At 66.1% G+C, this 21,711-nt stretch carries 19 protein-coding genes; 5 read left to right on the top strand and 14 right to left on the bottom strand.

The genetic code is table 11. The annotated features are described in order from the left end of the window. Positions 1 to 7: 7 nt before the first annotated feature. Positions 8 to 418, bottom strand: coding sequence for a hypothetical protein (locus ACQY39_RS20590; RefSeq protein ID WP_428509395.1), 411 nt, complete (start codon positions 416 to 418; stop codon positions 8 to 10). Positions 419 to 616: 198 nt separating this feature from the next. Between ACQY39_RS20590 and ACQY39_RS20595 the strand changes: the two genes are divergently transcribed. Further along, the gene (locus ACQY39_RS20595) at positions 617 to 1,381 is read left to right on the top strand and encodes a pseudouridine synthase (RefSeq protein ID WP_428509397.1); all 765 of its coding nucleotides are present in this window, start codon (positions 617 to 619) and stop codon (positions 1,379 to 1,381) included. A gap of 6 nt (positions 1,382 to 1,387) precedes the next feature. On the opposite strand, the gene ACQY39_RS20600 is transcribed toward ACQY39_RS20595, so the two are convergent. Beyond that, positions 1,388 to 3,331, bottom strand: a complete 1,944-nt coding sequence (locus tag ACQY39_RS20600; RefSeq protein ID WP_428509399.1) for a CocE/NonD family hydrolase — start codon at positions 3,329 to 3,331, stop codon at positions 1,388 to 1,390. 230 nt (positions 3,332 to 3,561) lie between these two features. Here ACQY39_RS20600 and rarD point away from each other — a divergent pair, with 230 nt between their 5' ends. Beyond that, a complete protein-coding gene (gene rarD / locus ACQY39_RS20605; protein WP_428509401.1) occupies positions 3,562 to 4,515 on the top strand; it encodes an EamA family transporter RarD in 954 nt (317 codons plus the stop codon). A gap of 22 nt (positions 4,516 to 4,537) precedes the next feature. On the opposite strand, the gene ACQY39_RS20610 is transcribed toward rarD, so the two are convergent. From ACQY39_RS20610 to ACQY39_RS20630, 5 genes are all read right to left on the bottom strand, one after another. Then, positions 4,538 to 5,629, bottom strand: a complete 1,092-nt coding sequence (locus tag ACQY39_RS20610) for an alpha/beta hydrolase family protein (protein WP_428509403.1) — start codon at positions 5,627 to 5,629, stop codon at positions 4,538 to 4,540. After that, a complete protein-coding gene (locus ACQY39_RS20615; RefSeq protein ID WP_428509405.1) occupies positions 5,626 to 6,543 on the bottom strand; it encodes an AraC family transcriptional regulator in 918 nt (305 codons plus the stop codon). The genes ACQY39_RS20610 and ACQY39_RS20615 overlap by 4 nt, the downstream gene beginning before the upstream one ends. Positions 6,544 to 6,635: 92 nt before the next feature. Next, entirely contained in the window at positions 6,636 to 8,516 is a 1,881-nt protein-coding gene (locus ACQY39_RS20620) for a TRAP transporter large permease subunit (protein ID WP_428509407.1), read from the bottom strand. A 2-nt stretch (positions 8,517 to 8,518) separates the two neighbouring features. After that, on the bottom strand, positions 8,519 to 9,538 hold the full coding sequence (dctP, locus tag ACQY39_RS20625) for a TRAP transporter substrate-binding protein DctP (protein WP_428509409.1): 1,020 nt from the start codon (positions 9,536 to 9,538) through the stop codon (positions 8,519 to 8,521). A 53-nt stretch (positions 9,539 to 9,591) separates the two neighbouring features. Then, positions 9,592 to 10,467 carry a TRAP transporter TatT component family protein gene (locus ACQY39_RS20630; protein ID WP_428509411.1) on the bottom strand — a complete coding sequence of 292 codons (876 nt, stop codon included), beginning with the start codon at positions 10,465 to 10,467 and terminating at the stop codon, positions 9,592 to 9,594. A gap of 225 nt (positions 10,468 to 10,692) precedes the next feature. On the opposite strand from ACQY39_RS20630, the gene ACQY39_RS20635 reads away from it, so the two are divergent. Then, complete coding sequence (locus tag ACQY39_RS20635; protein WP_428509413.1) at positions 10,693 to 11,283, top strand: exopolysaccharide biosynthesis protein; 591 nt, start codon at positions 10,693 to 10,695, stop codon at positions 11,281 to 11,283. Between the two features lie 49 nt (positions 11,284 to 11,332). Here the strand turns inward: ACQY39_RS20635 and ahpF are convergent, their stop codons facing one another. The 3 genes from ahpF to lysA form a co-directional block, all read right to left on the bottom strand. Then, complete coding sequence (gene ahpF, locus ACQY39_RS20640; protein WP_428509415.1) at positions 11,333 to 12,895, bottom strand: alkyl hydroperoxide reductase subunit F; 1,563 nt, start codon at positions 12,893 to 12,895, stop codon at positions 11,333 to 11,335. Between the two features lie 180 nt (positions 12,896 to 13,075). Continuing rightward, positions 13,076 to 13,639 (bottom strand): alkyl hydroperoxide reductase subunit C, encoded by a 564-nt coding sequence (gene ahpC, locus ACQY39_RS20645; protein ID WP_263518217.1) that lies wholly within the window; start codon positions 13,637 to 13,639, stop codon positions 13,076 to 13,078. 182 nt (positions 13,640 to 13,821) lie between these two features. Then, positions 13,822 to 15,075, bottom strand: a complete 1,254-nt coding sequence (gene lysA, locus ACQY39_RS20650) for a diaminopimelate decarboxylase (RefSeq protein ID WP_428509417.1) — start codon at positions 15,073 to 15,075, stop codon at positions 13,822 to 13,824. 111 nt (positions 15,076 to 15,186) lie between these two features. Between lysA and ACQY39_RS20655 the strand changes: the two genes are divergently transcribed. Continuing rightward, positions 15,187 to 16,113: a LysR family transcriptional regulator gene (locus tag ACQY39_RS20655; RefSeq protein ID WP_428509419.1), complete on the top strand. Its 927-nt coding sequence runs from the start codon at positions 15,187 to 15,189 to the stop codon at positions 16,111 to 16,113. A gap of 5 nt (positions 16,114 to 16,118) precedes the next feature. On the opposite strand, the gene folE2 is transcribed toward ACQY39_RS20655, so the two are convergent. From folE2 to xseB, 4 genes are all read right to left on the bottom strand, one after another. Next, positions 16,119 to 16,913, bottom strand: a complete 795-nt coding sequence (gene folE2 / locus ACQY39_RS20660) for a GTP cyclohydrolase FolE2 (RefSeq protein WP_428509421.1) — start codon at positions 16,911 to 16,913, stop codon at positions 16,119 to 16,121. 113 nt (positions 16,914 to 17,026) lie between these two features. Further along, on the bottom strand, positions 17,027 to 18,961 hold the full coding sequence (gene dxs / locus ACQY39_RS20665) for a 1-deoxy-D-xylulose-5-phosphate synthase (protein ID WP_428509423.1): 1,935 nt from the start codon (positions 18,959 to 18,961) through the stop codon (positions 17,027 to 17,029). 18 nt (positions 18,962 to 18,979) lie between these two features. Next, positions 18,980 to 19,849, bottom strand: coding sequence for a polyprenyl synthetase family protein (locus tag ACQY39_RS20670; protein WP_428510892.1), 870 nt, complete (start codon positions 19,847 to 19,849; stop codon positions 18,980 to 18,982). A gap of 29 nt (positions 19,850 to 19,878) precedes the next feature. Beyond that, a complete protein-coding gene (gene xseB, locus ACQY39_RS20675; protein WP_428509425.1) occupies positions 19,879 to 20,154 on the bottom strand; it encodes an exodeoxyribonuclease VII small subunit in 276 nt (91 codons plus the stop codon). A gap of 307 nt (positions 20,155 to 20,461) precedes the next feature. Between xseB and ACQY39_RS20680 the strand changes: the two genes are divergently transcribed. Further along, the gene (locus ACQY39_RS20680; protein WP_428509427.1) at positions 20,462 to 21,625 is read left to right on the top strand and encodes an aromatic ring-hydroxylating oxygenase subunit alpha; all 1,164 of its coding nucleotides are present in this window, start codon (positions 20,462 to 20,464) and stop codon (positions 21,623 to 21,625) included. Positions 21,626 to 21,711 lie beyond the last annotated feature (86 nt).

The raw sequence follows: 21,711 nt of genomic DNA on the forward strand, positions 1-21,711 counted from the left end.
CCGCGGCTCAGGCGAATTCCTGGCGAACAGCGCGGCTGTTGAGGGTGTGCACCGTCCACAGCATGGCGGCACTCCAGAGCAGGCACAGTGCGGCCAGCACCAGATGCGAGCCGCTCACCCAGAGCAGCAGCGGCGAAGCCAGCAGGAAGCTGAACAGCAGGCCCTGGCAAAGACGACGCGCCCATTCATAGCGGCGCAGCAGTCCCTGGCCACCCGTGATCGCCAGGGCCGAGCTGGCGGCCAGCGCCAGCAGCAGGCTCAGGCCCAGCCAGCTGCGCAAGCTGGGCAGGCCCGAACCCACACCAATTCCCAGCCAATAGCCCAGCAAAGCCAGACCGGCCAGGCCCAGCGACATCAAAACCCAGGCCACGGCACTGACCCAGGGTGAGCGGTATCCGACATGGAAGATTTGCGGCATGGTCTTGGTCTCCTTGGTACCTAGGGTTGGCACTGAGAGGGATGATGAATTCGGCGTGTGACAGCATTGTTTCGACCGCGGCGCGCCAACACCACACCCCCCGAAGTGGGGTTCCCGCATGGCAACTGCTGTCAGAGTGAAGAAAACACCCGGCGCGCCTGCCTGGCCTCCTCGGAGCCGGTAATACTCACCCCCTCCATGTTGCAGATCATCCACATCGACGAACACCTCGTCGCCATAGACAAACCCGCTGGCTTGCTGGTGCACCGGAGCCAGCTGGCGGCACAGGAGCAGGTCTTTGCCCTGCAGATGCTGCGCGACCAGCTGGGCCGCCAGGTTTGGCCCGCGCACCGGCTGGACCGCGGCACCTCGGGCCTGCTTTTGTTCGCGCTCGATGCCGACACCGCCTCGTTGCTGGGCCAGACCTTTGAGCAGGGCCAGGCACGCAAGCGCTACCTGGCCCTGGTGCGCGGCTGGCCGGCGGCGGAGGAGGGCACGATCGAGCACCCCCTGGCCCGCGACCCCGAACTGCCCTCGGCCGGCCAGGCCTTGCTGGAATCACGCACCGACTGGCGCGCCCTGGCACGGGTGGAATGGCCTCTGGCCCTGGACCCGCGCTTTGCCACCAGCCGCTACAGCCTGCTCGAAGCCCGCCCGCTGACCGGCCGCCGCCACCAGATCCGCCGCCACCTCAAGCACATCGCCCACCCCATCATCGGCGACGCCACCCACGGCAAGGGCGCGCACAACCGCGCCGTGGCCGCATTTTTGGGCGAGCAGCGGCTGTGGCTGCACGCGCTGGAGCTGAGCATTCGGCACCCATGGACCGGCGAGACGCTGCGGCTGCGCGCGGCGCCAGGGGCGGAGTGGGAGGCGATGCTGGGGCGGGGGGAGTGGCGCCAGATGGACGACCAGCCCTGGGCGGGCTCGGCCGAGCAAGCCGAGTTGATGCAACCAGGCTGAGGCCGATCAGGGCCCTTCGATCACCCTCATCTCCAACTGCGACGCCCGCTCGCCCGAGCGGAACAAGGTCTGCGTAGCCGGCTGGAAGTCCTCGGGTGCGGCGTCCTTGATGCGCACAAAGCGCTGGGGGTTGCGGTCCAGCAGGGGGAACCAGCTGCTTTGCACCTGGACCATCAGGCGGTGGCCGCGGCGGAAGTTGTGGTTGACGTCGGGCAGCTCGATGTCCAGGGCCATGACCTCGCCGGGCACGACGGCCTCGGGCTTGTCCAGGCCTTTGCGGAAACGGGCGCGCAGCGGCTCGCCGCGCACCAGCTGCTGGTAGCTGTTGAGGGTCTGGCGCGGTGGCGGCACGTCGCTGGGCGGCGGGCCGGAGGGGCCTTCTTCTTCCATGTCATGCGGGTAGACGTCGATCAGCTTGACGATGAAATCGCTGTCGCTGCCGGTGGTGGACACATACAGCCGGGCCTTGATCGGGCCGGCCACCGTCAGGTCACGATCCAGCACCTCGGTCTGGTAGACCAGCACATCGGGCCGGGTGGCGGCGAAGCGCTGATCGCCCACCATGTACTCGGCGGGCATGCCCTGGGCGGCATAGCTGGTGAAGGGCACGGGCTTGCTGGGGTCGCTGACGTAACGATCCATTGCCTCGGTGCCTGCAGCTGCAGCTGGCAACTGCCAATCCAGCTTGCCGCCTGCCTGGAAATAGAGGCGACGCGATTTCGCCTCAGCCGGCGGCCAGGCCGGGTAGTGGCGCCAGACATTGCTGCCGGTTTCGAACATGGTGGCCTCGGCGATCTTGGCCTCCCCTTGGCCGCGCAAATGCTGCTCGAAGAAAGGCAGCATCACCTGCTTCATGAAGTACTCGCTGTTATTGCCACCGAAGCCCACCGAACCGAGGGACTTACCCGCGGTGCGGAACCAGCCGCCGTGGCGCCAGGGGCCCATGACGATCTGGTTGCTGATGCCGGGGTTACGGGTTTCGATGCTGCGGTAGATGGCCAAGGGGCCCGGCAGGTCCTCGGCGTCGAACCAGCCGCCCACCGTCAGCACGGCGGCGCGGATGCCGTTCAGATGCGGGGTGATGGATTTCGGCTTCCAGTGCTCGTCGTAGCTGTCGTGCTCGATCAGGTCGTTGAAGTAGGGGTTGCCCGGCGTGCCAAGGGTCTTGGCGATATTGCTGAGATTGCCGAGCTTGAGGAAGTAGTTGTAGGCGTCGCCGCTGCTGTAGCGGAAATCACCCCAGCGCGAGGGCTCGGAGGTGGGGTTGGGCTGGGGCTTGAAGCTGGTGAAGAAGCCGTAGTTGTGGGCCAGCATGAAGGCGCCGCCGTGGTAGCCGTCGTCGCCCTTGTAGTAATCGGCGATGGGCGCTTGCGGCGAGGCGGCCTTGATGGCCGGGTGCGAATCGATGATGGACGCGGCGCTGTAGAAGCCGGGGTAGGAATTGCCCCAGATGCCGACCCGGCCGTTGTGGCCCGCCACATGGTCGAGCAGCCACTGCACGCTGTCGTGCATGTCGCTGCTCTCGTCGACATCGTTCTTGCTCTTCTTGTTCGGCACATGGGGCGTCATCTCGACAAAGCGCCCTTCCGACATATTGCGGCCGCGCACGTCCTGGCAGACAAGGATGTAGCCGGCTTTGAGGAAATCCTCGCTGGGCGCCAGGCGGCCGCTGTAGCGGTCGGAGCCATAGGGCGCGCAGCTGTACGGCGTGCGCGTCATCAGGACGGGGTACTTCTTGCTGCTGTCCTTGGGCACGTAGACCGTGGTGGCCAGGCGCACGCCGTCGCGCACCGGGATGCGGTACTCGTACTTGGTGTAGTTGGCTTTGAAGTCATAGGGCGCCGGGGCAGAGCTACCCGAAGCACCGGCCGTTTGAGCCAGCACGGCACCAGAACCCAAGAGCAAGCAAGCAAACAATGCAGCGGACGCCACCGGCGAAGAAGAACGCATGAGCATGAAGAGACCTTGAGGAGTACAGAGTCGCGAAGTCGGCGCCAGGCGCAAAGGCAAGGTCAACGGCCTTTCGCAAGACCTGACCCTCACCACTCGCGCGCCAAAGGATTCGCGATTGGGCCATGCGCACTCCGCCCTGCGAAGCAGGTATTTGCCCGGCATGACTTTTGACACCCGCAGCAGAGCCGCCCCCAGCCAGCACGCCAGGCTGGGCTGACAATGCGGGGATGAACAGCAGCCCAGCCACATCGTCTTCAGCCGCCGCATCGGCCAGCCGTGGGGTGCTCTTCGCCGCCCTGTCCTACACCCTCTGGGGCCTGTTCCCGCTCTACTTCAAGCAAATCGCTCAAGTGCCCTCGCTGGAAGTGGTCGCCCACCGCACGCTCTGGTGCATGGTGTTCTTGCTGGGCGTGCTGGCGGTGCTCAAGCGCTGGGCCTGGCTGGGCCAGGTGCTGCGCCAGCCCAAGGTGCTGGCAGCCTTTCTGCTCTCGGCCCTGCTCTTGTCGGTGAACTGGTTGACCTACGTCTGGGCGGTGCAGAACGACCATGTGCTGGACGCCAGCCTGGGCTATTTCATCAACCCCCTGGTCAATGTGGCCCTGGGCTTTGCGGTGCTCCACGAGCGGCCGCGGCCGATGCAGTGGCTGGCCGTGGGCCTGGCCACGGCCGGCGTGCTCTGGCTGACGCTGCAGACCGGGCGTCTGCCCTGGGTGGCTCTGGTGCTGGCGGCCAGCTTCGGCGTCTACGGCCTGCTGCGCAAGATCGCCCCGCTCGGTGCGCTGGAGGGCCTGACCCTGGAAACCCTGCTGCTCGCCCCTCTGGCCGCCGCCGCCATGGCCTGGTGGACCTGGCAGGGCCAGAGCGCCCTGGCGCAAGGCGCCGAAGCGCCCTCCACCCTGCTCTGGTTGCTGTTCGCCGGCCCCCTGACCGCCGCGCCCTTGCTTCTGTTTGCCGCCGGCGCGCGCCGCATCCCCATGGCCACGCTCGGCCTGCTGCAGTACATCTCGCCCAGCATCCAGTTCATGCTGGGCGTCTGGCTCTATCACGAGCCCTTTGCAGCCACCCGCCTGGTCGGCTTCGGCCTGATCTGGGCGGCCCTGGCGATCTACAGCCTGGAAGGCTGGTGGCGCATGCACAGCCAAGCCACGAGCTCGGTTGTGGATGAAAGTTCTGCGGCTTAGAGCTGCGGCTGGTCTTGCCTATTTATTCTTCCGCCAGCGTTCGGACAAAGAAGGCCACAGTTTCGCGCCGGAGCATTTCATGCAGTGCCCTGCGTTCAAAGCCTTTCGGGTCCGCGCAGATTGCCGGGGCCATCTGCTGTCCTTGCGCTGTGCAAGGCGAGACAAAGCTGTAGTGCGTGGCATCGCTCAGCACATGCAAGGTGGCAGCGGGCAAGGATGAGGCCGCAAGTCTTGCGGTGAGCGCTGCGGGTGCTTGGTCGTCGGCGTCGGACGCGATCAGATGCACGGGGCGCTGTATGCCTGCGAGACTTTCCTGGCTCGTCAGTCGTCCATGCACAGGCGCCAGAACCAGGCCGGCGCGGATGCGCCCATCGCGCCAGTCCCGGCCCGCGTCGGCCAGGCTGGCCTGCAGACCACTGCCCTCTTGAAGGGCGCGGCTCACATCGGAGGCTTGGAATCGCGCAGAGATCTCGGGCGGCAAGGGGCAGGAGCTCGCTTTCAGGCAAGGCTCCAGGAAACGCTGCAAAGCCTGCGGATCCAGGCGTGCACCCAGGCTGGCCAGCGCCGTGTAGCCCCCGAGCGAAAAACCGATCACCCCAATGCGCTGCGTATCGACACGCGGCCCCCACACAGGGTCGGCGAGCAGGCGATCCAACAGAACGGTCAAATCACGCGGACGGTCCCACCAGGCGATGAAGGCTTCAAGCTGGTAACTGCCTTCCGCAGCGCTGTTGCCGTGATGGTCGGGGGCCGCCACCAGATAGCCTTGCCGCGCCAGCGCGTGGCCCAGCCATGCCATGGCCATGGCGCTGCCTCCGGTGCCATGAGACAGCAGTAGCAAAGGCAGGCGTCGAGGACTGTCCGCTGCGGCAGCGCCGATGGCCACGGGCTCCAGATCAAAGGGTCCTGCGGGCAGGCTTTGCACCGGCACGCCTGCGGCAGCGGGATACCAGAGCGTGACCTTCACCGGCCGCGCCGCCTCGCTGCCCCAGGCCTGGCGCGTGGGGTCGGTCCAGACGCGTTGCTGCAAACCCACCTGCGCCTGCGCCGACAGCGCCATGGCGCAGCAGAGCAGGCATGCGCCGAAGTCACGAAGCCATGCGAGCGCCTTCATAGCGCTTGCACCGGAATGCAGATTTCGCACGCAAAGCTGCCACTGGCCTCATCGAAGAAGGCCCCGACCGGGTAGTGCTCGAAGCAGGGCCGCGCATCCAACTGCCATCCGCTGTCCGGCAGCCAGTCCCGCAGCAAGGCCGTCCATGCCGCACCGATCTGCTCAGCGGTCCCCAAGTACGGCAGCACCGCGTAAAGACCGCCGGGCAAGCGGTCCAACAAGCGCCCAGGGCCAGGCACAAAGGACGGCGGCACCTCGGCTGCGGCGTCGTAGCGGCAGCGCTCGGGGTCAGAGACACCGGGGTCGTCCAGGCTGACACCAAACAAGGCCTGCTTCTGCAAGCCGTTCTGATGCAACCAAGGCCTGACCCTGTGGCGCCAGAATTCCTGCACCGGCTGGCCCAAGGGACCTTCGTAACGCAGGTAGCTGATCTCGGTCTCGGACCGCTCGACAAAGCGAACATTCATGGCAAAAGCACTGGGAGTGAAAGTCGAAGTGCCATTGTCGAAAGGCATGCCCTGGCCTGCCTGATCGAGCTTGCTTTCGACCTGATCCAGATTGCGGTCTTGCCGAACCTGCGCTCGCCAGACCGTCGGCGAAAGGCCGAATCGCTTCTTGAACGCACGCGCAAAGGCTTCACCCGAGGCAAAGCCGACGCTCAGCGCCGCGTCCAGCACCGGCAAGCGTGGCTGGGCCCACATTCGATGCGCAGCAAGCTCAAGACGGCGTCGACCGAGGTACTCACCCAGCGTCTCCCCGCCCATCCAGGCGGCGAACAGGCGATGGAAATGAAACGGTGAGAAATGCGCAAGCTCGGCCAGAAGGGCCAGGCTCAGGGGCTCGGCAAGATGCGCATCGATGTAGCGCAGGACCGCATGCATCCGTCGCTCATGGTCATGGCGGCTGAATTCCATAGGCGCGCAGTGTAGGGGCCGGCTCGGACGGCGGCGGGAGCCGCTTGCCCACCGCAGGGCTCCGCTTCAAGCCAGCCCATACGCGAGGCCGCTCAGCCGACTGGCCCCATGGCCAGCAGCGCGGCCAGCCCGGTGCTGAGCACCGGCAGCACCGCCACCAAGAGCGTGCCCACGAAGATGGCCAGCATGGCCGGCAGCACCGCGCGGGCGACATAGCGGATGGACTTGTTGAACATCGCGGCGGCAAAGTAGATGTTCATGCCGGCGGGCGGGCACAGGAAGCCGACCTCCATGGCCGCCAGGAAGATGATGCCGAAGTGGACGGGGTCGATGCCGTAGCTCTGGGCCAATGGCAACAACAGTGGCACCAGCACCGCGATGGCGGCGAAGATCTCCATCAAGGCGGCGGCCAGGAACAGAAAGGCGCACAGCGCCAGCAGGAACAGGTATTTGTTGGGAATCGCGCCCTGCACCCATTCCACCGCCAGATCGGGGATGCCCGCATCGACGAGGAAATTGGTCAGCGCCAGGGCCATGCCCAGGATCAGCATCACGCCGCCGATCAGCTGCGCGCACTCCGAGAGGCAGCGCCCGAGCAAGCGCCAGCTGAGCTCGCGGTGGGCCAGCGCCTGGGTCAGCAAGGCATAGGCTGCCGTCAGCGCGGCACTCTCGGTCGGTGTGGCCAGGCCGCTGGCCAGCGAGCCGATCGCCACCACAGGCGCCAGCAGCTCCCACTTGGCCGTCCAGGCCGCCGCCAGGGCCTGGCGTAGATTGGGCCGCACGCCCGCTTCTGATGCAGCAGACGCGCTGCCGCGCAGAAAGCCACCAAACAGCAGCAGACAAGCCACCATCACCAGAGCCGGCAGCAGGCCGGCCAGGAACATGTCCATGATGGGCACGCGGGCGATCACGGCATACATGATCAGCGGCACCGAGGGCGCCAGCAGCACACCCAGGGCACTGGCACTGGTGACCAGGCCGATGCCGCGTTGCTCGGGGTAGCCGGCATTGCGCAGCAAGGGCAGCAGCAGGCCGCCGAGCGCCAGAATGGTCACGCCGCTGCCGCCGGTGAAGGCGGTGAAGGCCGAACAGAGCACGGCCGCCGCCAGCACCGTGCCGCGCGCGCCGCCGCCAAACAGGGCCACAAACAAGGCGCCCAGGCGCTGCGCCGCGCCGGTGCGCGCCATCACCAGGCCGGCCAGGGTGAACAGCGGCAAGGCCGGCAGCGAAGGGTTGACCGTGATCTGGTAATGCGACAGCGCGATGGAGGCCAGCGGCAGGCCGTCGCTCCAGAACAGGGCCAGCGCCAAGCCGCCCAGGACCGCGAACACCGGGACACCGGCCAGCAGCGCCAGCAGGAGCAGGGTCAGCGCCGGCCAGAGCGGGCCACCCTGGCCCTCGCCCGCGGCGGCCAGCAGCCAGCCGGCCAGCGGCAGGGTCAAACACAGGGCCAAGCGAAGCCACAGGCCCTGAGCGCAACGGCTGGCCAGCCTCAGCCCCAGCAGGGCGAAACCAAGCGGCATGGCAGCCTGAACCCACCAGGTCGGCAGGCCATAAGCGAGCGGATGCGCCGTCTCCAGTTCGCTGGCGACAAAACTCCAACTGGCCCAGGCCAGCATGCCGCAGAGCAGCGCGGCGCTGCCCTTGGCCGCCGCCTGCACCAGGGCCCGGCTGCGTTCACTGCCACGCTGCCCCAAGCCGCTGCCCAAGGTGCTGAGATGGCCATGACGCTCGGCTGCGACGGCACCGAACATGGCCAGCAGCAGGCCCAGATGCTGGACCAGCACGGAGGCGTTCTCGATACCGCGGCCCATCAAGGGGCGCAGCGCGATCTCGGCCAGAGGCAGGAGCACCATCAGGGCCAGCGCGGCCGAGGCCAGGCCCTCATCGAAGCGGCCCAGCCAGCGGGCCACACCGGCCTCGCGCGTTCGCTCCGGCACGCCCGGCGTGCCTGGCACGGCTTGCTCGGCCATGCTCACTGCCCCTTGCCGGCGCGGTAGGCCTTCAGATGCAGGAACACCTCGTCAAAAGTTTCGGCCGGCACCATGCTGCCGCGGATGCGCGGGTAGAGGCGCTCGGCCAGCTCGTTCCATTCGCGCATCTGCTCGGGTGAGGGTTTGTTGACCTTGAGGCCGCGCTTCTTCATGGCCTCCACTGCTTCGTCCACCTCGCGGCGCGCCTGCTGGCGCATCGCCACGCCGGCCTTTTCGCCGCCGGTCTTGAGCGCCTGCTGCGCCGCCGGCGTCATGGCGTCCCAGGCTTTCTTGGTGACCACCAGGGCGCCGACGATGGGCGCCCAGTTGATGTCCAGCATGTTCGAGGCGGTGTTGTAGATCTGGCTGGCCAGGGCGAAATACGGCGTCGAGGGCACCACGCTGATCATGCCGGTCTGCATGGCCGGCAGGATGTCGGCGGTTTCCAGCGGCACCGGCGTGTAGCCGAGGTTCTTCATGATGGCCTGCTGCTCGGGCTCCGAACCCCAGGCAAAGAATTTCATGCGCTTGAAGTCATCGGGCCGCGACGCCGGCTCCTTGGAGAAGAAGCGCACCCAGCCGGCATCGCCCCAGGCCACCACCACAAAGCCGCGTTCGAGAAAGCGCTGCTCCATGGCCGGGCGCATCTTCTCGCGCACATGGTCGACCTCCTCCCAGCTGCGGAACAGCAGGGGCAGGTTCTGCAAGGCGGCCACCGTCGGCTCGATCTCGCGCAAGCCCACCACCGACATCAGCGCGCCTTGCAGCTGGCCGATGCGCATGCGCCGCGCCAGCTCGGCCTCGCCGCCCTGGCTGCCATCGGTGAACACCACAAAACGGGCATTGCCGCCCTGCGCCGCCCGCCAGCCCTCGCCCATCTCCATCAGCTGCTGGTGGTACTGCGAATTCTTGGGCACCAGGCTGCCGATGCGCAGCTGCACCGGCGCTTGCGCCCAGGAGGTGGCAGCGGTGGACAGGGCCAGCAAGAGGGCGGCGGCGTGGCGACGGTTCAATCGTGTCATGGTGGATTCGCAGTTCGGCGGAGTGAGAGAGGGCTCAAGAGGCCGCGCCGGCCTCAGAACAAATCGTCGGCGCTGTCGAGCAGCCATTGCGCGCGCACGCGCATCACCTGGTTGCCCAGGCTGTTGCCGGGCACGGCCAAGGCCTGGCGCAGCAAGGCTTCGAAGGCCGCGCGGTCGCCGGCCGGCTGGGCCAGGGACTCGGCCTTGCCGACGTAGACACCGGCATTGCGGCCGCCGCCGGCGGCGATGGCCTGCGCGAACAGGGCTTCAGCGCGGGCGCTGCTGCCGCCCGGGCGGGCCGCCTCCAGCGTGCCCAGCAAGCCGGCCAGCGCGCCGTCGCCATGCTCGGGCCGGGTCATCCAGGCCAGCTCGGCCAGGCGCTGCACCGTGGGCAGATCGGCCACGGCTTCGGGGCGGTCCTTGGACAGAGAAATGGCGGCGCCCCAGGAGGCCGCGGCCCAGTAGGCCAGGCCCACTTGTTCGGGCGGCAGCGCCGGCAGCGCAGAAAGAGGCTGCCCGGCCTGCAAGGCTTTGAGCAGGGTGCCGCCGTGATGCAGCTCCAGCGCCGTCATGGCGTGGCGCTGGGCGCGCTGGTACAGGCGAGCAGCGCGCTGGCGCAGCAGCTGCGCGGCGCGGGCATCGCGGCCGTCCAGGCGCTCGGCCTCGAAAGCCACAAAGGCATAGCTGTACTGCGTGAAGCCGCCGGCCACCGATTCGGCCAGGGCGAGATGGCCCGGGGTCTGGCGCAGCAGCGATTCCGACAGCTTCAGGTAAAAAGCGCCGGCCTCGCGCGCAAGGCCCAGGTCTTCCTCCTCCGCCTGGCCCTGAGCGGCCAACTCGTCGGCCACGCCGCGCACCAGCAGCAGGCGTGGTGAACAGGCGCTGAGCAGGCTGGCCAGCAAGAGCAGACCGAGGAGTCGGGCCATCATGGGTGTGGTCGAAGAAGCGGCCGGGTCGACCAATGGCTGGCGAGTCTAGGCAGGCTTGATGAAGAAGCCGTGACGCTGTCATGAAGCTGCGCATGCGCTGTCATAGCAACGCCGCACACGGCCGTCACACGCGCCAGGGACACTTGAACCTCTATGTCGACCGATCCCGCAACTCGCCCACTGCCACCGACGGAGGAGCCGCCGCTACATTCACCGGAACTGCGCTTGCGCGCCGCGGCGGAGGGTCTGACGGCGACACCCGTCACCCTGGCTCAGCTGGCCGCCTGGCAGGGCTCCGCCGCCTTGGGCTCGCTCTTGCTGCTGCTCGCAGCACCTTGCGTGCTGCCGGTGCCGGGGGTCGGCAATGTCATGGGCCTGGCACTGATGATGTTGGCCCTGCCCTTGTGGCGCGGCGAGCGCCTAGGTGCGCTGCCACAGCGGGTGGCGGGTTTTCAGATGCCGGCCCGCTGGGCGCGCCGGGCGCTGCTGCTGATGGCCTGGCTCTACGGGCAAGCGGGCCGATTCGCGCGCCCGCAGCGCCTGCCGGGCCTGCTGCCGCAGCCCGGCCCGCAGCCAGGGATGGCGGCGCTGGTGGCTTTGATGGGGGGCTTGATCTTCCTGCCCCTGCCCTTGGGCAATGTCCTGCCAGCCCTCTGCTTGGCGCTGCTGGGCCTGGCCCTGGCCCTGCGCGACGGCCTCTTGGTCCTGTACGCGCTGGGAGTTGGCCTGCTGGCCTGCCTCTACACCGCAGCGCTGGCTGCGGTGGCCTGGGCCTGGGGCCTGAGCCCGGTTTGGCGCAGCCTGGGGGCCGGCTGAAGCGGCCGGCGAGCCCAGGCGCCAATCCGGCTCTACTGCATCGCCAAGCTCAGAGCGCTGGCTGGCGCATCAGGTAGTCGAAGGCGCTCAAGGCCGACTTGGCCCCATCACCGGCGGCGATGATGATCTGTTTGTAGGGCACGGTGGTGGCGTCACCGGCCGCGAACACGCCGGGCACCGAGGTCTGGCCCTTGGCGTCGACAACGATCTCGCCATGCTTGCTCAGTTCGACCACGCCCTTGAGCCACTCGGTGTTGGGCACCAGGCCGATCTGCACGAACACGCCGTCCAACTCGATGTGCCGCGCCTCGCCCGTGGCGCGGTCGGTATAGCTGAGGCCGTTGAGCTTGTGGCCGTCGCCGGTCAGCTCGGTGGTCTGCGCCTGGGTGTGGATGCTGACGTTGGGCAGGCTCTTGAGCTTGCTGACCAGCACTGCGTCGGCCCGCAAGGCCTCGCCGTACTCGATCAAGGTGACATGAGCGACCAGGCCGGCCAGGTCAATCGCGGCTTCGACGCCGGAATTGCCGCCGCCGATCACCGCCACGCGCTTGCCCTTGAACAGTGGGCCGTCGCAATGGGGGCAGTAAGCCACGCCCTTGTTTTTGTACTGCTGTTCGCCGGGCACATTGACATTGCGCCAGCGCGCGCCGGTGCTCAGGATCACGGTCTTGGATTTCAGCGAGCCGCCATTGGCCATCTTGATCTCGACCAGGCCGCCGGGTTCAGCGGCTGGGACCAAGCTGTCCCCGCGCTGCAAATTCATCACATCGACGCCATAGGCTTTGACATGGGCTTCCAAGCCCATAGCGAACTTGGGTCCATCGGTTTCCAGCACCGAGATGTAGTTCTCGATCGCCAAGGTGTCGTTGACCTGGCCACCGAAGCGCTCGGCGGCAATGCCGGTGCGAATGCCCTTGCGCGCCGCGTAAACCGCCGCGGCCGCGCCGGCCGGGCCACCGCCGACCACCAGCACATCAAACGCCTCTTTGGCCGAGAGCTTGGCCGCGTCCTTGCCGGCTGTGCTGCTGTCGAGCTTGGCGACGATTTCTTCCACCGTCATGCGGCCGGAGCCGAAGACCTGGCCGTTCAGGTAGATGCTGGGCACGGCCATGACCTCACGGGCATTGACCTCGTCCTGGAACAGGCCGCCGTCGATGATGACGGTTTGGATGCGCGGGTTCTGCACGGCCATCAAGCTGAGCGCCTGCACCACGTCCGGGCAGTTGTGGCAGCTCAGGGACATGTACACCTCGAAGCTGTAGTCGCCGTCGAGGCTGCGGATCTGCTCCAGCACTTCCGGCTCGACCTTGGGCGGGTGGCCGCCCACCCACAGCAGGGCCAACACCAGGGAGGTGAACTCATGGCCGAGCGGAATGGCGGCGAAGCTCAGCTTCATGTCCGAACCGACGCGGTTCAGCGCGAAGGACGGGCGGCGTTCAGCCTGGCCGTCGGTCTTGAGGATGATCTTGTCGGACATGGCCGCGATGTCCTGCAGCAGGCCGAGCAATTCGCTCGAGGCCTCGCGCTGGTCCAGGCTGGCAATGATCTCGAAAGGCTGGGTGACGCGCTCAAGATAAGACTTGAGCTGGGACTTCAGGGCGGCGTCCAACATGGTGACTCTCCTAGGTGTTGTTCAGGCGTGGCGCTGCAAAGCCACTCTGAAAACACCCTGGCGGAGGCCGGGACGCTTTCAGCGTTGCTTTGACATCAAGCCTTGCGCTGGGGGATTCGCAAGCCCTCCCGGGCCTGCGAATTCAATCTTCATTCGATCAGATCGAAGTCAGAAGACTTCTTAGATCTTGCCGACCAGGTCCAGCGAAGGAGCGATGGTCTTGGCGCCTTCCTTCCACTTGGCCGGGCACACCTGGCCGGGGTTGGCGGCGGTGTACTGGGCGGCCTTCAGCTTGCGCAGGGTTTCCGACACGTCGCGGGCGATTTCGTTGGAGTGAACTTCGGCGGTCTTGATGATGCCGTCCGGGTTGATCACGAAGGTGCCGCGCAGAGCCAGGCCTTCTTCTTCGATGTGCACGCCGAATGCGCGGGTCAGCTTGTGGGTCGGGTCGCCGACCAGGGGGAACTTGGCCTTGCCCACGGCCGGCGAAGTTTCGTGCCAGACCTTGTGCGAGAAGTGGGTGTCGGTGGTGACGATGTAGACCTCGGCACCAGCCTTTTGGAACTCAGCGTAGCTGTCGGCCGCGTCTTCGACTTCGGTCGGGCAGTTGAAGGTGAAGGCTGCCGGCATGAAGATCAGCACAGACCACTTGCCCTTCAGGCTTTCGTCGCTGACGGTGATGAACTTGCCGTTGTGGAAGGCCTCGGTCTTGAAGGGCTGGACTTGGGTGTTGATCAGGGACATGACGTTTCCTTTGGGTTGAAAGACAGAACAGAACGGAACGAAACAAGCTCGAAAACCTGCAATCCCCGAATCATAAAAGCAAGCTCCGGCTTGCAGGTTTGATTAATCAAATCACTGTCATTGCTTGAGCCTATTGAGCCGGACTATCGGGGACCATGTCGTACTGTCATCTGCCTGTCACCTTATCCGATGCTTTCCAGCGCCAGCAGTTCTTCCACCGTCTGGCGGCGACGGATCAAGCGCTGCTCTTCTCCGTCGACCAGCACTTCGGCCGCCAGCGGGCGGCTGTTGTAGTTACTGGACATGGAGGCGCCGTAGGCCCCCGTGTCGTGAATGACCAGCAAATCCCCAACCTGAGCGGCCGGCAGCAGGCGCGGCTCGACCACGCCACCGTCCACTTGCGTGAACACATCGCCCGATTCGCAGAGCGGGCCGGCGACCACCGTGGGCCGCTCGGCGCGCGCCTCCTTGCCATCGGCGGGCAGCAGGCTCATGGCATGGAATGCACCGTACATGGCCGGGCGCATCAGCTCATTGAAGCCGGCGTCGACCAGCACGAAATGGTTGCGGCCCACGTCCTTGCTGGCACGCACCTCGGCCAGCAGCACGCCGCTCTCGGCCACCAGGTAGCGGCCCGGCTCGATCTCCAGCTGCAGCGCGTGGCCCAGCAGGGTTTGCGCCTGCTGGCGCGCCTGATCCCAGAGGCCGAAGTAATGCGCCGTGTCGATGACCGGCTCACCGGCGCGGTAAGGAATGGACAGGCCGCCGCCGGCCGAGATTGCCTGCAGGTCCATGCCCGCGGCCTGCACCTGACGCACCAGGTCCACCATGGCGCCGCAGACCTCGGACAGATGGCGGTAGTCCACGCCCGAGCCGATGTGCATGTGCAGGCCGATGAGGTGCAGGCCGTGCGCCTGCACCGCAGCCAGCGCGGCCGGCAGATCGGCATGCCAGATGCCGTGCTTGCTGTGCTCGCCGCCGGTGTTGGTCTTGTTGCTGTGGCCGTGGCCGAAGCCGGGGTTGATGCGCAGCCAGACGCCGTGGTCGGGTGAGGCAGCGCCCAGCTGGTGCAGCATGTCGATGGAGCCGGCATTGACCGGCACCTGGTGCTCGATCACGGTCGCCAGAGTCTCGCGGTCCAGCAGGTCTGCCGTGAAAACGATGTCCGAATGCACGGAGCCATCGGCGCGGTAGCCAGCCGCCAGCGCACGCAAGACCTCACCGCGAGAGACGGCATCGACCTTGACGCCTTGCTCGCGCATCAAGCGCAGGATGTGGGTGTTGGAACAGGCTTTTTGCGCAAAGCGGATGGCATCAAAGGCCCGCAGCGCGGCGATGCGCTCACGGATGGTGCCCGCGTCGTAGACCCACAAGGGCGTGCCGAAGGTCTGGGCCAGGGCGTGCAGGCGGGCGGGGGACAGGGTGGCAGCGGACATGGGCACTCTCTCGGGCAGGAGTTCAGGGAATGAGCGAAGAATGCCAGCGCCGCTCCATTCATTCAAATATTGAATTGTCTTCAGCTCATTCACTTTGGATATGCTGCCAGCATGAACCCCGACATCAGCCTGCGCCACATCGAAGTCTTCCGCGCCGTCATGACGGCCGGCAGCGTCACCGAAGCCGCCCAGCTTCTTCGCAGCTCGCAGCCGACGCTGAGTCGCGAGCTGGCCCGCTTGGAACAACTGCTGGGCTATGCCTTGTTCGAGCGTCAACGCGGCCGCCTGCGCGCCACCGCGCGGGGCCTGGCGCTGTTCGAGGAAGTGCAGCGCAGCTACCAGGGCCTGGACCGCATCCGCAGCCGCGCCGCGCAGCTGGGTCGGGACGAACAGGTCCAGCTGGCCGTGCTCTGCCTGCCGGCGCTCAGCCATGCCTTGCTGCCTGCCGCCTGCGCCGAATTTCTGGCTGCCCACCCAGCGGCGCAGCTTTCCATCACACCGCAGGAATCACCATTGCTGGAGGAATGGATGGCGGCCCAGCGCTTCGACCTGGGCCTGAGCGAGCAGCAGATGCACAGCAGCGAAGGCACACAGCGGGTGCCGGTGCTGACCTTGGATGAGGTGTGTGTGTTGCCTGCGGGCCACCCTCTGCTGGAACGACAGGTCTTGCAGCCGGCCGACTTTGACGACCAGGACTTCATCAGCCTCTCGGCCGAAGACCCTTACCGGCTGCAGCTGGATGCCTTGTTCGCGGAGGCCGGCGTGCAGCGCCGTCTGCGCGTGGAAACCCACAGCGCCGTGGCCGTGTGCGCGATGGTGCAGCAAGGCTTGGGCCTGGCCATCGTCAATCCCTTGACGGCGCTGGCCCTGGCCGGCCCGGGGCTGCAACTGAGGCGCTTCAGCATGTCCGTGCCTTTTCAGGTCTCGGCCCTGCTGCCGCTGTACCGGCCAGCGCAGCCGCTGGCGCAGAGTTTTTTACAGGCGCTGCTGGCTCAGGCTGAGCGCATGAGCAGCGCCTTGGAGCAAGCGATCCGCTGAATGAATCAGAGCCGCTCGATGCGCGCGTAAGCCGAATGATTATGGATGGACTCGAAGTTCTCGACGTCGACGGTGTAGCGGCCGATGCGCGGATCGGCGTTCAGGCGCAGGGCCACATCACGCACCAAGTCTTCGACGAACTTGGGGTTCTCGTAGGCGTGCTCGGTGATCCACTTCTCGTCACTGCGCTTGAGCAGGGGCCAGATTTCGCTGGAGGCGCTTTCTTCGGCGAAACGCACCAGTTCTTGCCAGCTGACCGGCTGGGCGCCGATTTCCGCACGCACCGTCACCAACGAACGCTGGTTGTGGGCGCCGTAGTCGGAGATTTCTTTGGAGCAAGGGCACAGGCTCTTGACCGGCACGGCCACCACGGCCCAGACCGTCGTCTGGCCGGCACGGGTTTCTGAAATCAGGCGGCCTTGATAGTCCAGCAGGCTCTCGATGCCCGAGACCGGCGCGCGCTTGCGGATGAAAAAGCTGAACGCCACCTCGATGCGCCCTTCGACCGCCTCCAGCTTGGCCAGCATCTGGCCATGCAGTTCGCGCAAGGAGGCCGCATCCAGCGGGGCATTCAAGGCGTCCAGCCAGGCGACGAAGCGGGACATGTGCGTGCCCTTCTTCTCTGCGGGCAGGCTGACGTCCAGCGTCCAGGTGCCCACGGTGGGCTGCGCTTGCGTGCCGATTTGAATCTGCAGCGGGTAGCGCACATCCTTGACGCCGACGCGCTGGATGACGAGGTGGCGCTCATCGCGCTCGCTCTGGGTGTCGGGAATGTGGAGAGCGCTGGTGACTTGGTTCATGCAATCTGGTGCGCAGCCCGGCAATGCGGCCGCTGAAATATCGGGATAACCCTGAGGGCCTCAGCTTGCCAGCAAGCGACCGACCTTGCCGAGGCAAGGTCTTCGCAAAACGCTCACTGATTGGCCGCGGGACGCAGCAAGCTGGGCCGAGCGCCGAAGCGCTTGAGGATGGCTTGTTCGATGCCGCTGGCGTCCAGGCCGCACTGGGCCATCAGCTTGGGCACCTCGCCATGCTCGATGAATTCATCGGGCAGACCCAGCACCAGCACCGGCAAGTTGAAGCCCGCCGCCTGCATGGCTTCCATCACCGCCGAACCGGCGCCGCCCATGACGCAGCCGTCTTCGACCGTGACCAGGGCATCGTGGCTGCGCGCCAGCTCGGTGAGCAGCTCGACATCGAGCGGCTTCACAAAACGCATATTGGCGACTGTCGCATCGAGTTGCTCGGCCGCTTCCAGAGCCGGATACAGCAAGGTACCAAAGGCCAGGATGGCGATGCGCGGCGCACCGGCCGCGCCAGACAACTGCGGCTTGCTCGATTGCCGGCGCAGCTCGCCCTTGCCCCAGGGCAAGAGGCTCATGGTCTTCTGGATCTCGGTGCCGACACCGGCGCCGCGCGGGTAGCGCACGGTCACCGGGCCGCTGTGCTGGTAGCCCGTGTACAGCGCCTGACGGCACTCGTTTTCATCGGCTGGCGTCAGCATCGCCATATTCGGGATGCAGCGAGTGAAGGCGATGTCGTAATTGCCGGCATGGGTGGCGCCATCGGCCCCAACCAGCCCGGCGCGATCCAGCGCGAAAAGCACCGGCAGGTTCTGCAGGGCCACGTCGTGGATCAATTGGTCATAAGCACGCTGCAGGAAGGTGGAATAGATCGCCACCACCGGCTTCATGCCCTCGCAGGCCATGCCGCCAGCCACCGTCACCGCATGCTGCTCGGCGATGCCAACATCGTGATAGCGGGTCGGGAAGCGCTTGTGGAACTCCACCATGCCCGAGCCTTCGCGCATGGCCGGCGTGATGCCGATCAGGCGGCTGTCGGCTTCGGCCATATCGCAGAGCCAGTCGCCGAAGACCTGGGTGAAGCTGGTCTTGGCCGGCGTGGCCGACTTGACGAAGCCGACCGAAGGGTCAAACTTGCCCGGCGCCGCGTGGTACTTGACCGGGTCCGCCTCGGCCAGCTTGTAACCCTGGCCTTTTTTGGTGACCACATGGAGGAACTGCGGGCCTTTTTTGCTGCGCAGATTCTCCAGTGTCGGAATCAGGGAATCAAGGTCGTGGCCATCGATCGGGCCGACATAGTTGAAGCCGAACTCCTCGAAGATGGTGCCGGGCACGACCATGCCCTTGGTGTGCTCCTCGAAGCGCTTGGCGAACTCGTACAGCGGCGTGTTCTTCAGCACCGACTTGGCGCCTTCACGGGCCGTGGTGTAGAAGCTGCCGCTCATCAAGCGGGCCAGGTATTTGTTCAGCGCGCCCACCGGCGGGCTGATCGACATGTCGTTGTCGTTCAGGATGACCAGCACATCGCCGAGCACGCCGCCATGGGCGACGCCGGCGTTGTTCAGAGCCTCGAAGGCCATGCCGGCCGTCATCGCGCCGTCGCCAATGATGGCCACGGCCTTGCGGTCCTCGCCCTTGATCTTGGCGGCCATGGCCATGCCATGGGCGGCCGAGATCGAGGTGCTGGAGTGGCCCGTGCCGAAGGTGTCGTATTCGCTCTCGTCGCGCCGCGGAAAACCGCTGATACCCCCGAAGTGGCGGATGGTGGCGAGCGCGTCGCGACGGCCGGTCAGCACCTTGTGCGGATAGGTCTGGTGACCCACATCCCAGACCAAACGGTCATGCGGGGTGTTGAACACATAGTGCAGAGCCACGGTCAGCTCGACCGTGCCCAGATTGGAGCCCAAATGGCCGCCGATGCGAGAATTGGACAAGGTGTCCAGCACATAGGCACGCAGCTCACCGGCCAGCTTGGGCAGGTCGGTGCGCGGCAGGCGGCGCAAATCGGCCGGGCTGTTGATCGTATGCAGCAAGGAGTCACTCATGGATGGTGCCGCGGCTTCTCAGTTGTCTCGTTCCACGACCATATCGGCCAACAAGCCCAGCCAGGCGGTGTTGCGCAGGCCACTGGCCGCCAGGGCGCGGTGCGCGTCATCGCGCAGCTGGCGCGCCAGATTGCGAGCCGGCTCCAGGCCTAGCACCGACACGTAGGTCGGCTTGTTGGCGTCCTGGTCCTTGCCGGCGGTCTTGCCCAGCACCGCCGAATCCTGGGTCACATCGAGGATGTCATCGACCACCTGGAAGGCCAGGCCCAGAGCCGCGCCGTAATCCGACAGGCACTGGCGGGCCACGGGGCTGATGTCACCACAGGCCGCTCCCATCATCACGCTGGCTTGCAAGAGCACGCCGGTCTTGCGGCGGTGCATATCACGCAAGGTGCATTCGTCGAGCTGCTTGCCCACGCTGGCCAGATCAATCGCCTGGCCGCCGGCCATGCCGGCGTGACCGGCGGCGCGGGCCAGCAGACCGCACAGGCGGGCCTGCAGCTCGGGCGCCACGTTCGATTCGGCCGGGTCCGGCGTCAACACCTCGAACGCCAGAGCCTGCATGGCATCGCCCGCCAACATGGCCTGAGCCTCGCCGAACTGCACGTGGACGGTCGGCTTGCCGCGACGCAGCACATCGTCGTCCATGCAGGGCATGTCGTCGTGCACCAGGGAATAGGCGTGGATCAGCTCCACGGCACAGGCAGCGCGCATGGCGGCCTCGGCATGACCCGCCACCGCTTCACAGGTCGCCAAAACCAGCAGAGGGCGCAGGCGCTTGCCGCCGTCGAGCACGGCGTAGCGCATCGCCTCACCGATCCCGGCCGGCGCGTCTACCGGGACGAATCCATCCAACGCGGTTTCGCAAGCAGCAAGCGAGCGCTGCATCCATTGTTCAAACACACCAGCATCCACGCTCAGGACTCTCCCCATTGTTTCAATCCCTCGCCCTCCAGCACCTTGACTTGTTGTTCTACGGCCTGCAGTCGCGATCGGCACAGCCCCAACAGACCGGCACCCCGCTTGTAACTTTCCAGTAACTGATCGAGCGGCAGTTGGCCGCCCTCCATATCGGCCAGCAAACGCTCCAACTCGCCGAGCGCATGCTCGTAGCTGAGATGCGCCAGATCCTCCGCCGCCTGGGGAGGGGCGGCTTTGGATGCGGCTTTGGAGGCACTGCTGGATCGGGTCATTGTTCGTTCAAGCAAACCTCGATTGTAGTCAGTGCGCGACGCGCCTCCGCAGCGGCAATGTCAGCCGGCCGCCACGACTGAAACGGCGGGTAACTTGACATGCTGGAGCGCATGGAGGTTGGCCTGGGTACAATCTCGCCTCTTTGCCTGCTCGCGGCCCGATGGCCGCTTGCCGGTCCGAGCGCAAACGAATCGCCCCTGCTGGGGGCCGGGCGCCCGGCGCTTCACCCAATCTTCCCATCGAGCCCCGTCAGGGGCCACATCGGCACAGGCCGACACCCCGGTTTCTAGGAGACCCACTTGGATCATGTCCGACCTGAGCATCGACCTCTCATTGATTGAAACACCACAAAGCTCCGGCGCGGCTGCACATGCAGCATCGACCGCAGCACCCAGTGCAGCCAGCCAGCTGCCTGTCACCGCCTATTTCGACCCGGACCTGTACCAGCGCGAGCAAGAGCTAATCTTCAAGGCCGGCCCACGCTATATCGGCCACGCCCTGGCCGTGCCGGAGGTGGGTGATCACTACGCCCTGCCCCAGGAAAACGAAGGCCGCGCCCTGGTGCGCACCCCGCAGGGCCTGGAACTGATCTCCAATGTCTGCCGCCACCGCCAGGCAGTGATGCTGCGCGGCCGTGGCAACACCCGCAGCAACATCGTCTGCCCTCTGCACCGCTGGACCTACAGCCTCCAGGGCGAGCTGATCGGTGCGCCGCATTTCGACCACGATCCCTGCCTGAACCTGAACAACTACCCGCTGCGCGAGTGGAACGGCCTGCTGTTCGAGGACAACGGCCACGATGTCGCCGCCTCGCTGAAAAATCTAGGGGCAGCTGCCCAACTCGATTTCTCGGGCTATGTGCTGGACAAGGTCCATGTGCATGAGTGCGACTACAACTGGAAGACCTTCATCGAGGTCTACCTGGAGGACTACCACGTCGGCCCCTTCCACCCGGGTCTGGGGCAGTTCGTCACTTGCGATGACCTGGCTTGGGAGTTCGGCGAGCACCATTCGGTGCAGACCGTGGGCATCCACAAAGACCTGGCCAAGCCCGGTTCGCCGGTCTACCAGCGCTGGCATGAACAGCTGCTCAAGTACCGCGAGGGCCGCCCGCCCGAGTCCGGCGCGATCTGGCTGACCTACTACCCGCACATCATGGTCGAGTGGTACCCGCATGTGCTGGTGGTGTCCACCCTGTTCCCACAAGGCCCGCAAAAGACCGCCAACATCGTCGAGTTCTACTACCCCGAAGAAATCGCCGCCTTTGAGCGCGACTTCGTCGAGGCCCATCAAGCCGCCTATATGGAAACCTGTGTGGAGGACGATGAAATCGCCCTGCGCATGGACCAAGGCCGACGCGCCCTAATGGAACGCGGCGACAACGAAGTCGGCCCCTACCAAAGCCCGATGGAAGACGGCATGCGCCACTTCCACCAGTGGTACCGGCGAGAGATGAAGCTGGACCGCTGAACGCCCGCCACCGACAAAACCTCCTTCGACGCCCTGCGCAGCTTGCCTGCCGGGGCGTTGTCTTTTCTGAGTCCACGCCCAAGCTT

It is taken from the genome of Roseateles sp. (assembly GCF_965262435.1).
GTDB lineage: Bacteria > Pseudomonadota > Gammaproteobacteria > Burkholderiales > Burkholderiaceae_C > Paucibacter_A.

Coding starts and splice junctions, on each gene's coding strand:
- ACQY39_RS20590 (WP_428509395.1), bottom strand. CDS start 418: ATGCCGCAAATCTTCCATGTCGGATACCGCTCACCCTGGGTCAGTGCC.
- ACQY39_RS20595 (WP_428509397.1), top strand. CDS start 617: ATGTTGCAGATCATCCACATCGACGAACACCTCGTCGCCATAGACAAA.
- ACQY39_RS20600 (WP_428509399.1), bottom strand. CDS start 3,331: ATGCGTTCTTCTTCGCCGGTGGCGTCCGCTGCATTGTTTGCTTGCTTG.
- rarD (WP_428509401.1), top strand. CDS start 3,562: ATGAACAGCAGCCCAGCCACATCGTCTTCAGCCGCCGCATCGGCCAGC.
- ACQY39_RS20610 (WP_428509403.1), bottom strand. CDS start 5,629: ATGAAGGCGCTCGCATGGCTTCGTGACTTCGGCGCATGCCTGCTCTGC.
- ACQY39_RS20615 (WP_428509405.1), bottom strand. CDS start 6,543: ATGGAATTCAGCCGCCATGACCATGAGCGACGGATGCATGCGGTCCTG.
- ACQY39_RS20620 (WP_428509407.1), bottom strand. CDS start 8,516: ATGGCCGAGCAAGCCGTGCCAGGCACGCCGGGCGTGCCGGAGCGAACG.
- dctP (WP_428509409.1), bottom strand. CDS start 9,538: ATGACACGATTGAACCGTCGCCACGCCGCCGCCCTCTTGCTGGCCCTG.
- ACQY39_RS20630 (WP_428509411.1), bottom strand. CDS start 10,467: ATGATGGCCCGACTCCTCGGTCTGCTCTTGCTGGCCAGCCTGCTCAGC.
- ahpF (WP_428509415.1), bottom strand. CDS start 12,895: ATGTTGGACGCCGCCCTGAAGTCCCAGCTCAAGTCTTATCTTGAGCGC.
- ahpC (WP_263518217.1), bottom strand. CDS start 13,639: ATGTCCCTGATCAACACCCAAGTCCAGCCCTTCAAGACCGAGGCCTTC.
- lysA (WP_428509417.1), bottom strand. CDS start 15,075: ATGTCCGCTGCCACCCTGTCCCCCGCCCGCCTGCACGCCCTGGCCCAG.
- ACQY39_RS20655 (WP_428509419.1), top strand. CDS start 15,187: ATGAACCCCGACATCAGCCTGCGCCACATCGAAGTCTTCCGCGCCGTC.
- folE2 (WP_428509421.1), bottom strand. CDS start 16,913: ATGAACCAAGTCACCAGCGCTCTCCACATTCCCGACACCCAGAGCGAG.
- dxs (WP_428509423.1), bottom strand. CDS start 18,961: ATGAGTGACTCCTTGCTGCATACGATCAACAGCCCGGCCGATTTGCGC.
- ACQY39_RS20670 (WP_428510892.1), bottom strand. CDS start 19,849: ATGCAGCGCTCGCTTGCTGCTTGCGAAACCGCGTTGGATGGATTCGTC.
- xseB (WP_428509425.1), bottom strand. CDS start 20,154: ATGACCCGATCCAGCAGTGCCTCCAAAGCCGCATCCAAAGCCGCCCCT.
- ACQY39_RS20680 (WP_428509427.1), top strand. CDS start 20,462: ATGTCCGACCTGAGCATCGACCTCTCATTGATTGAAACACCACAAAGC.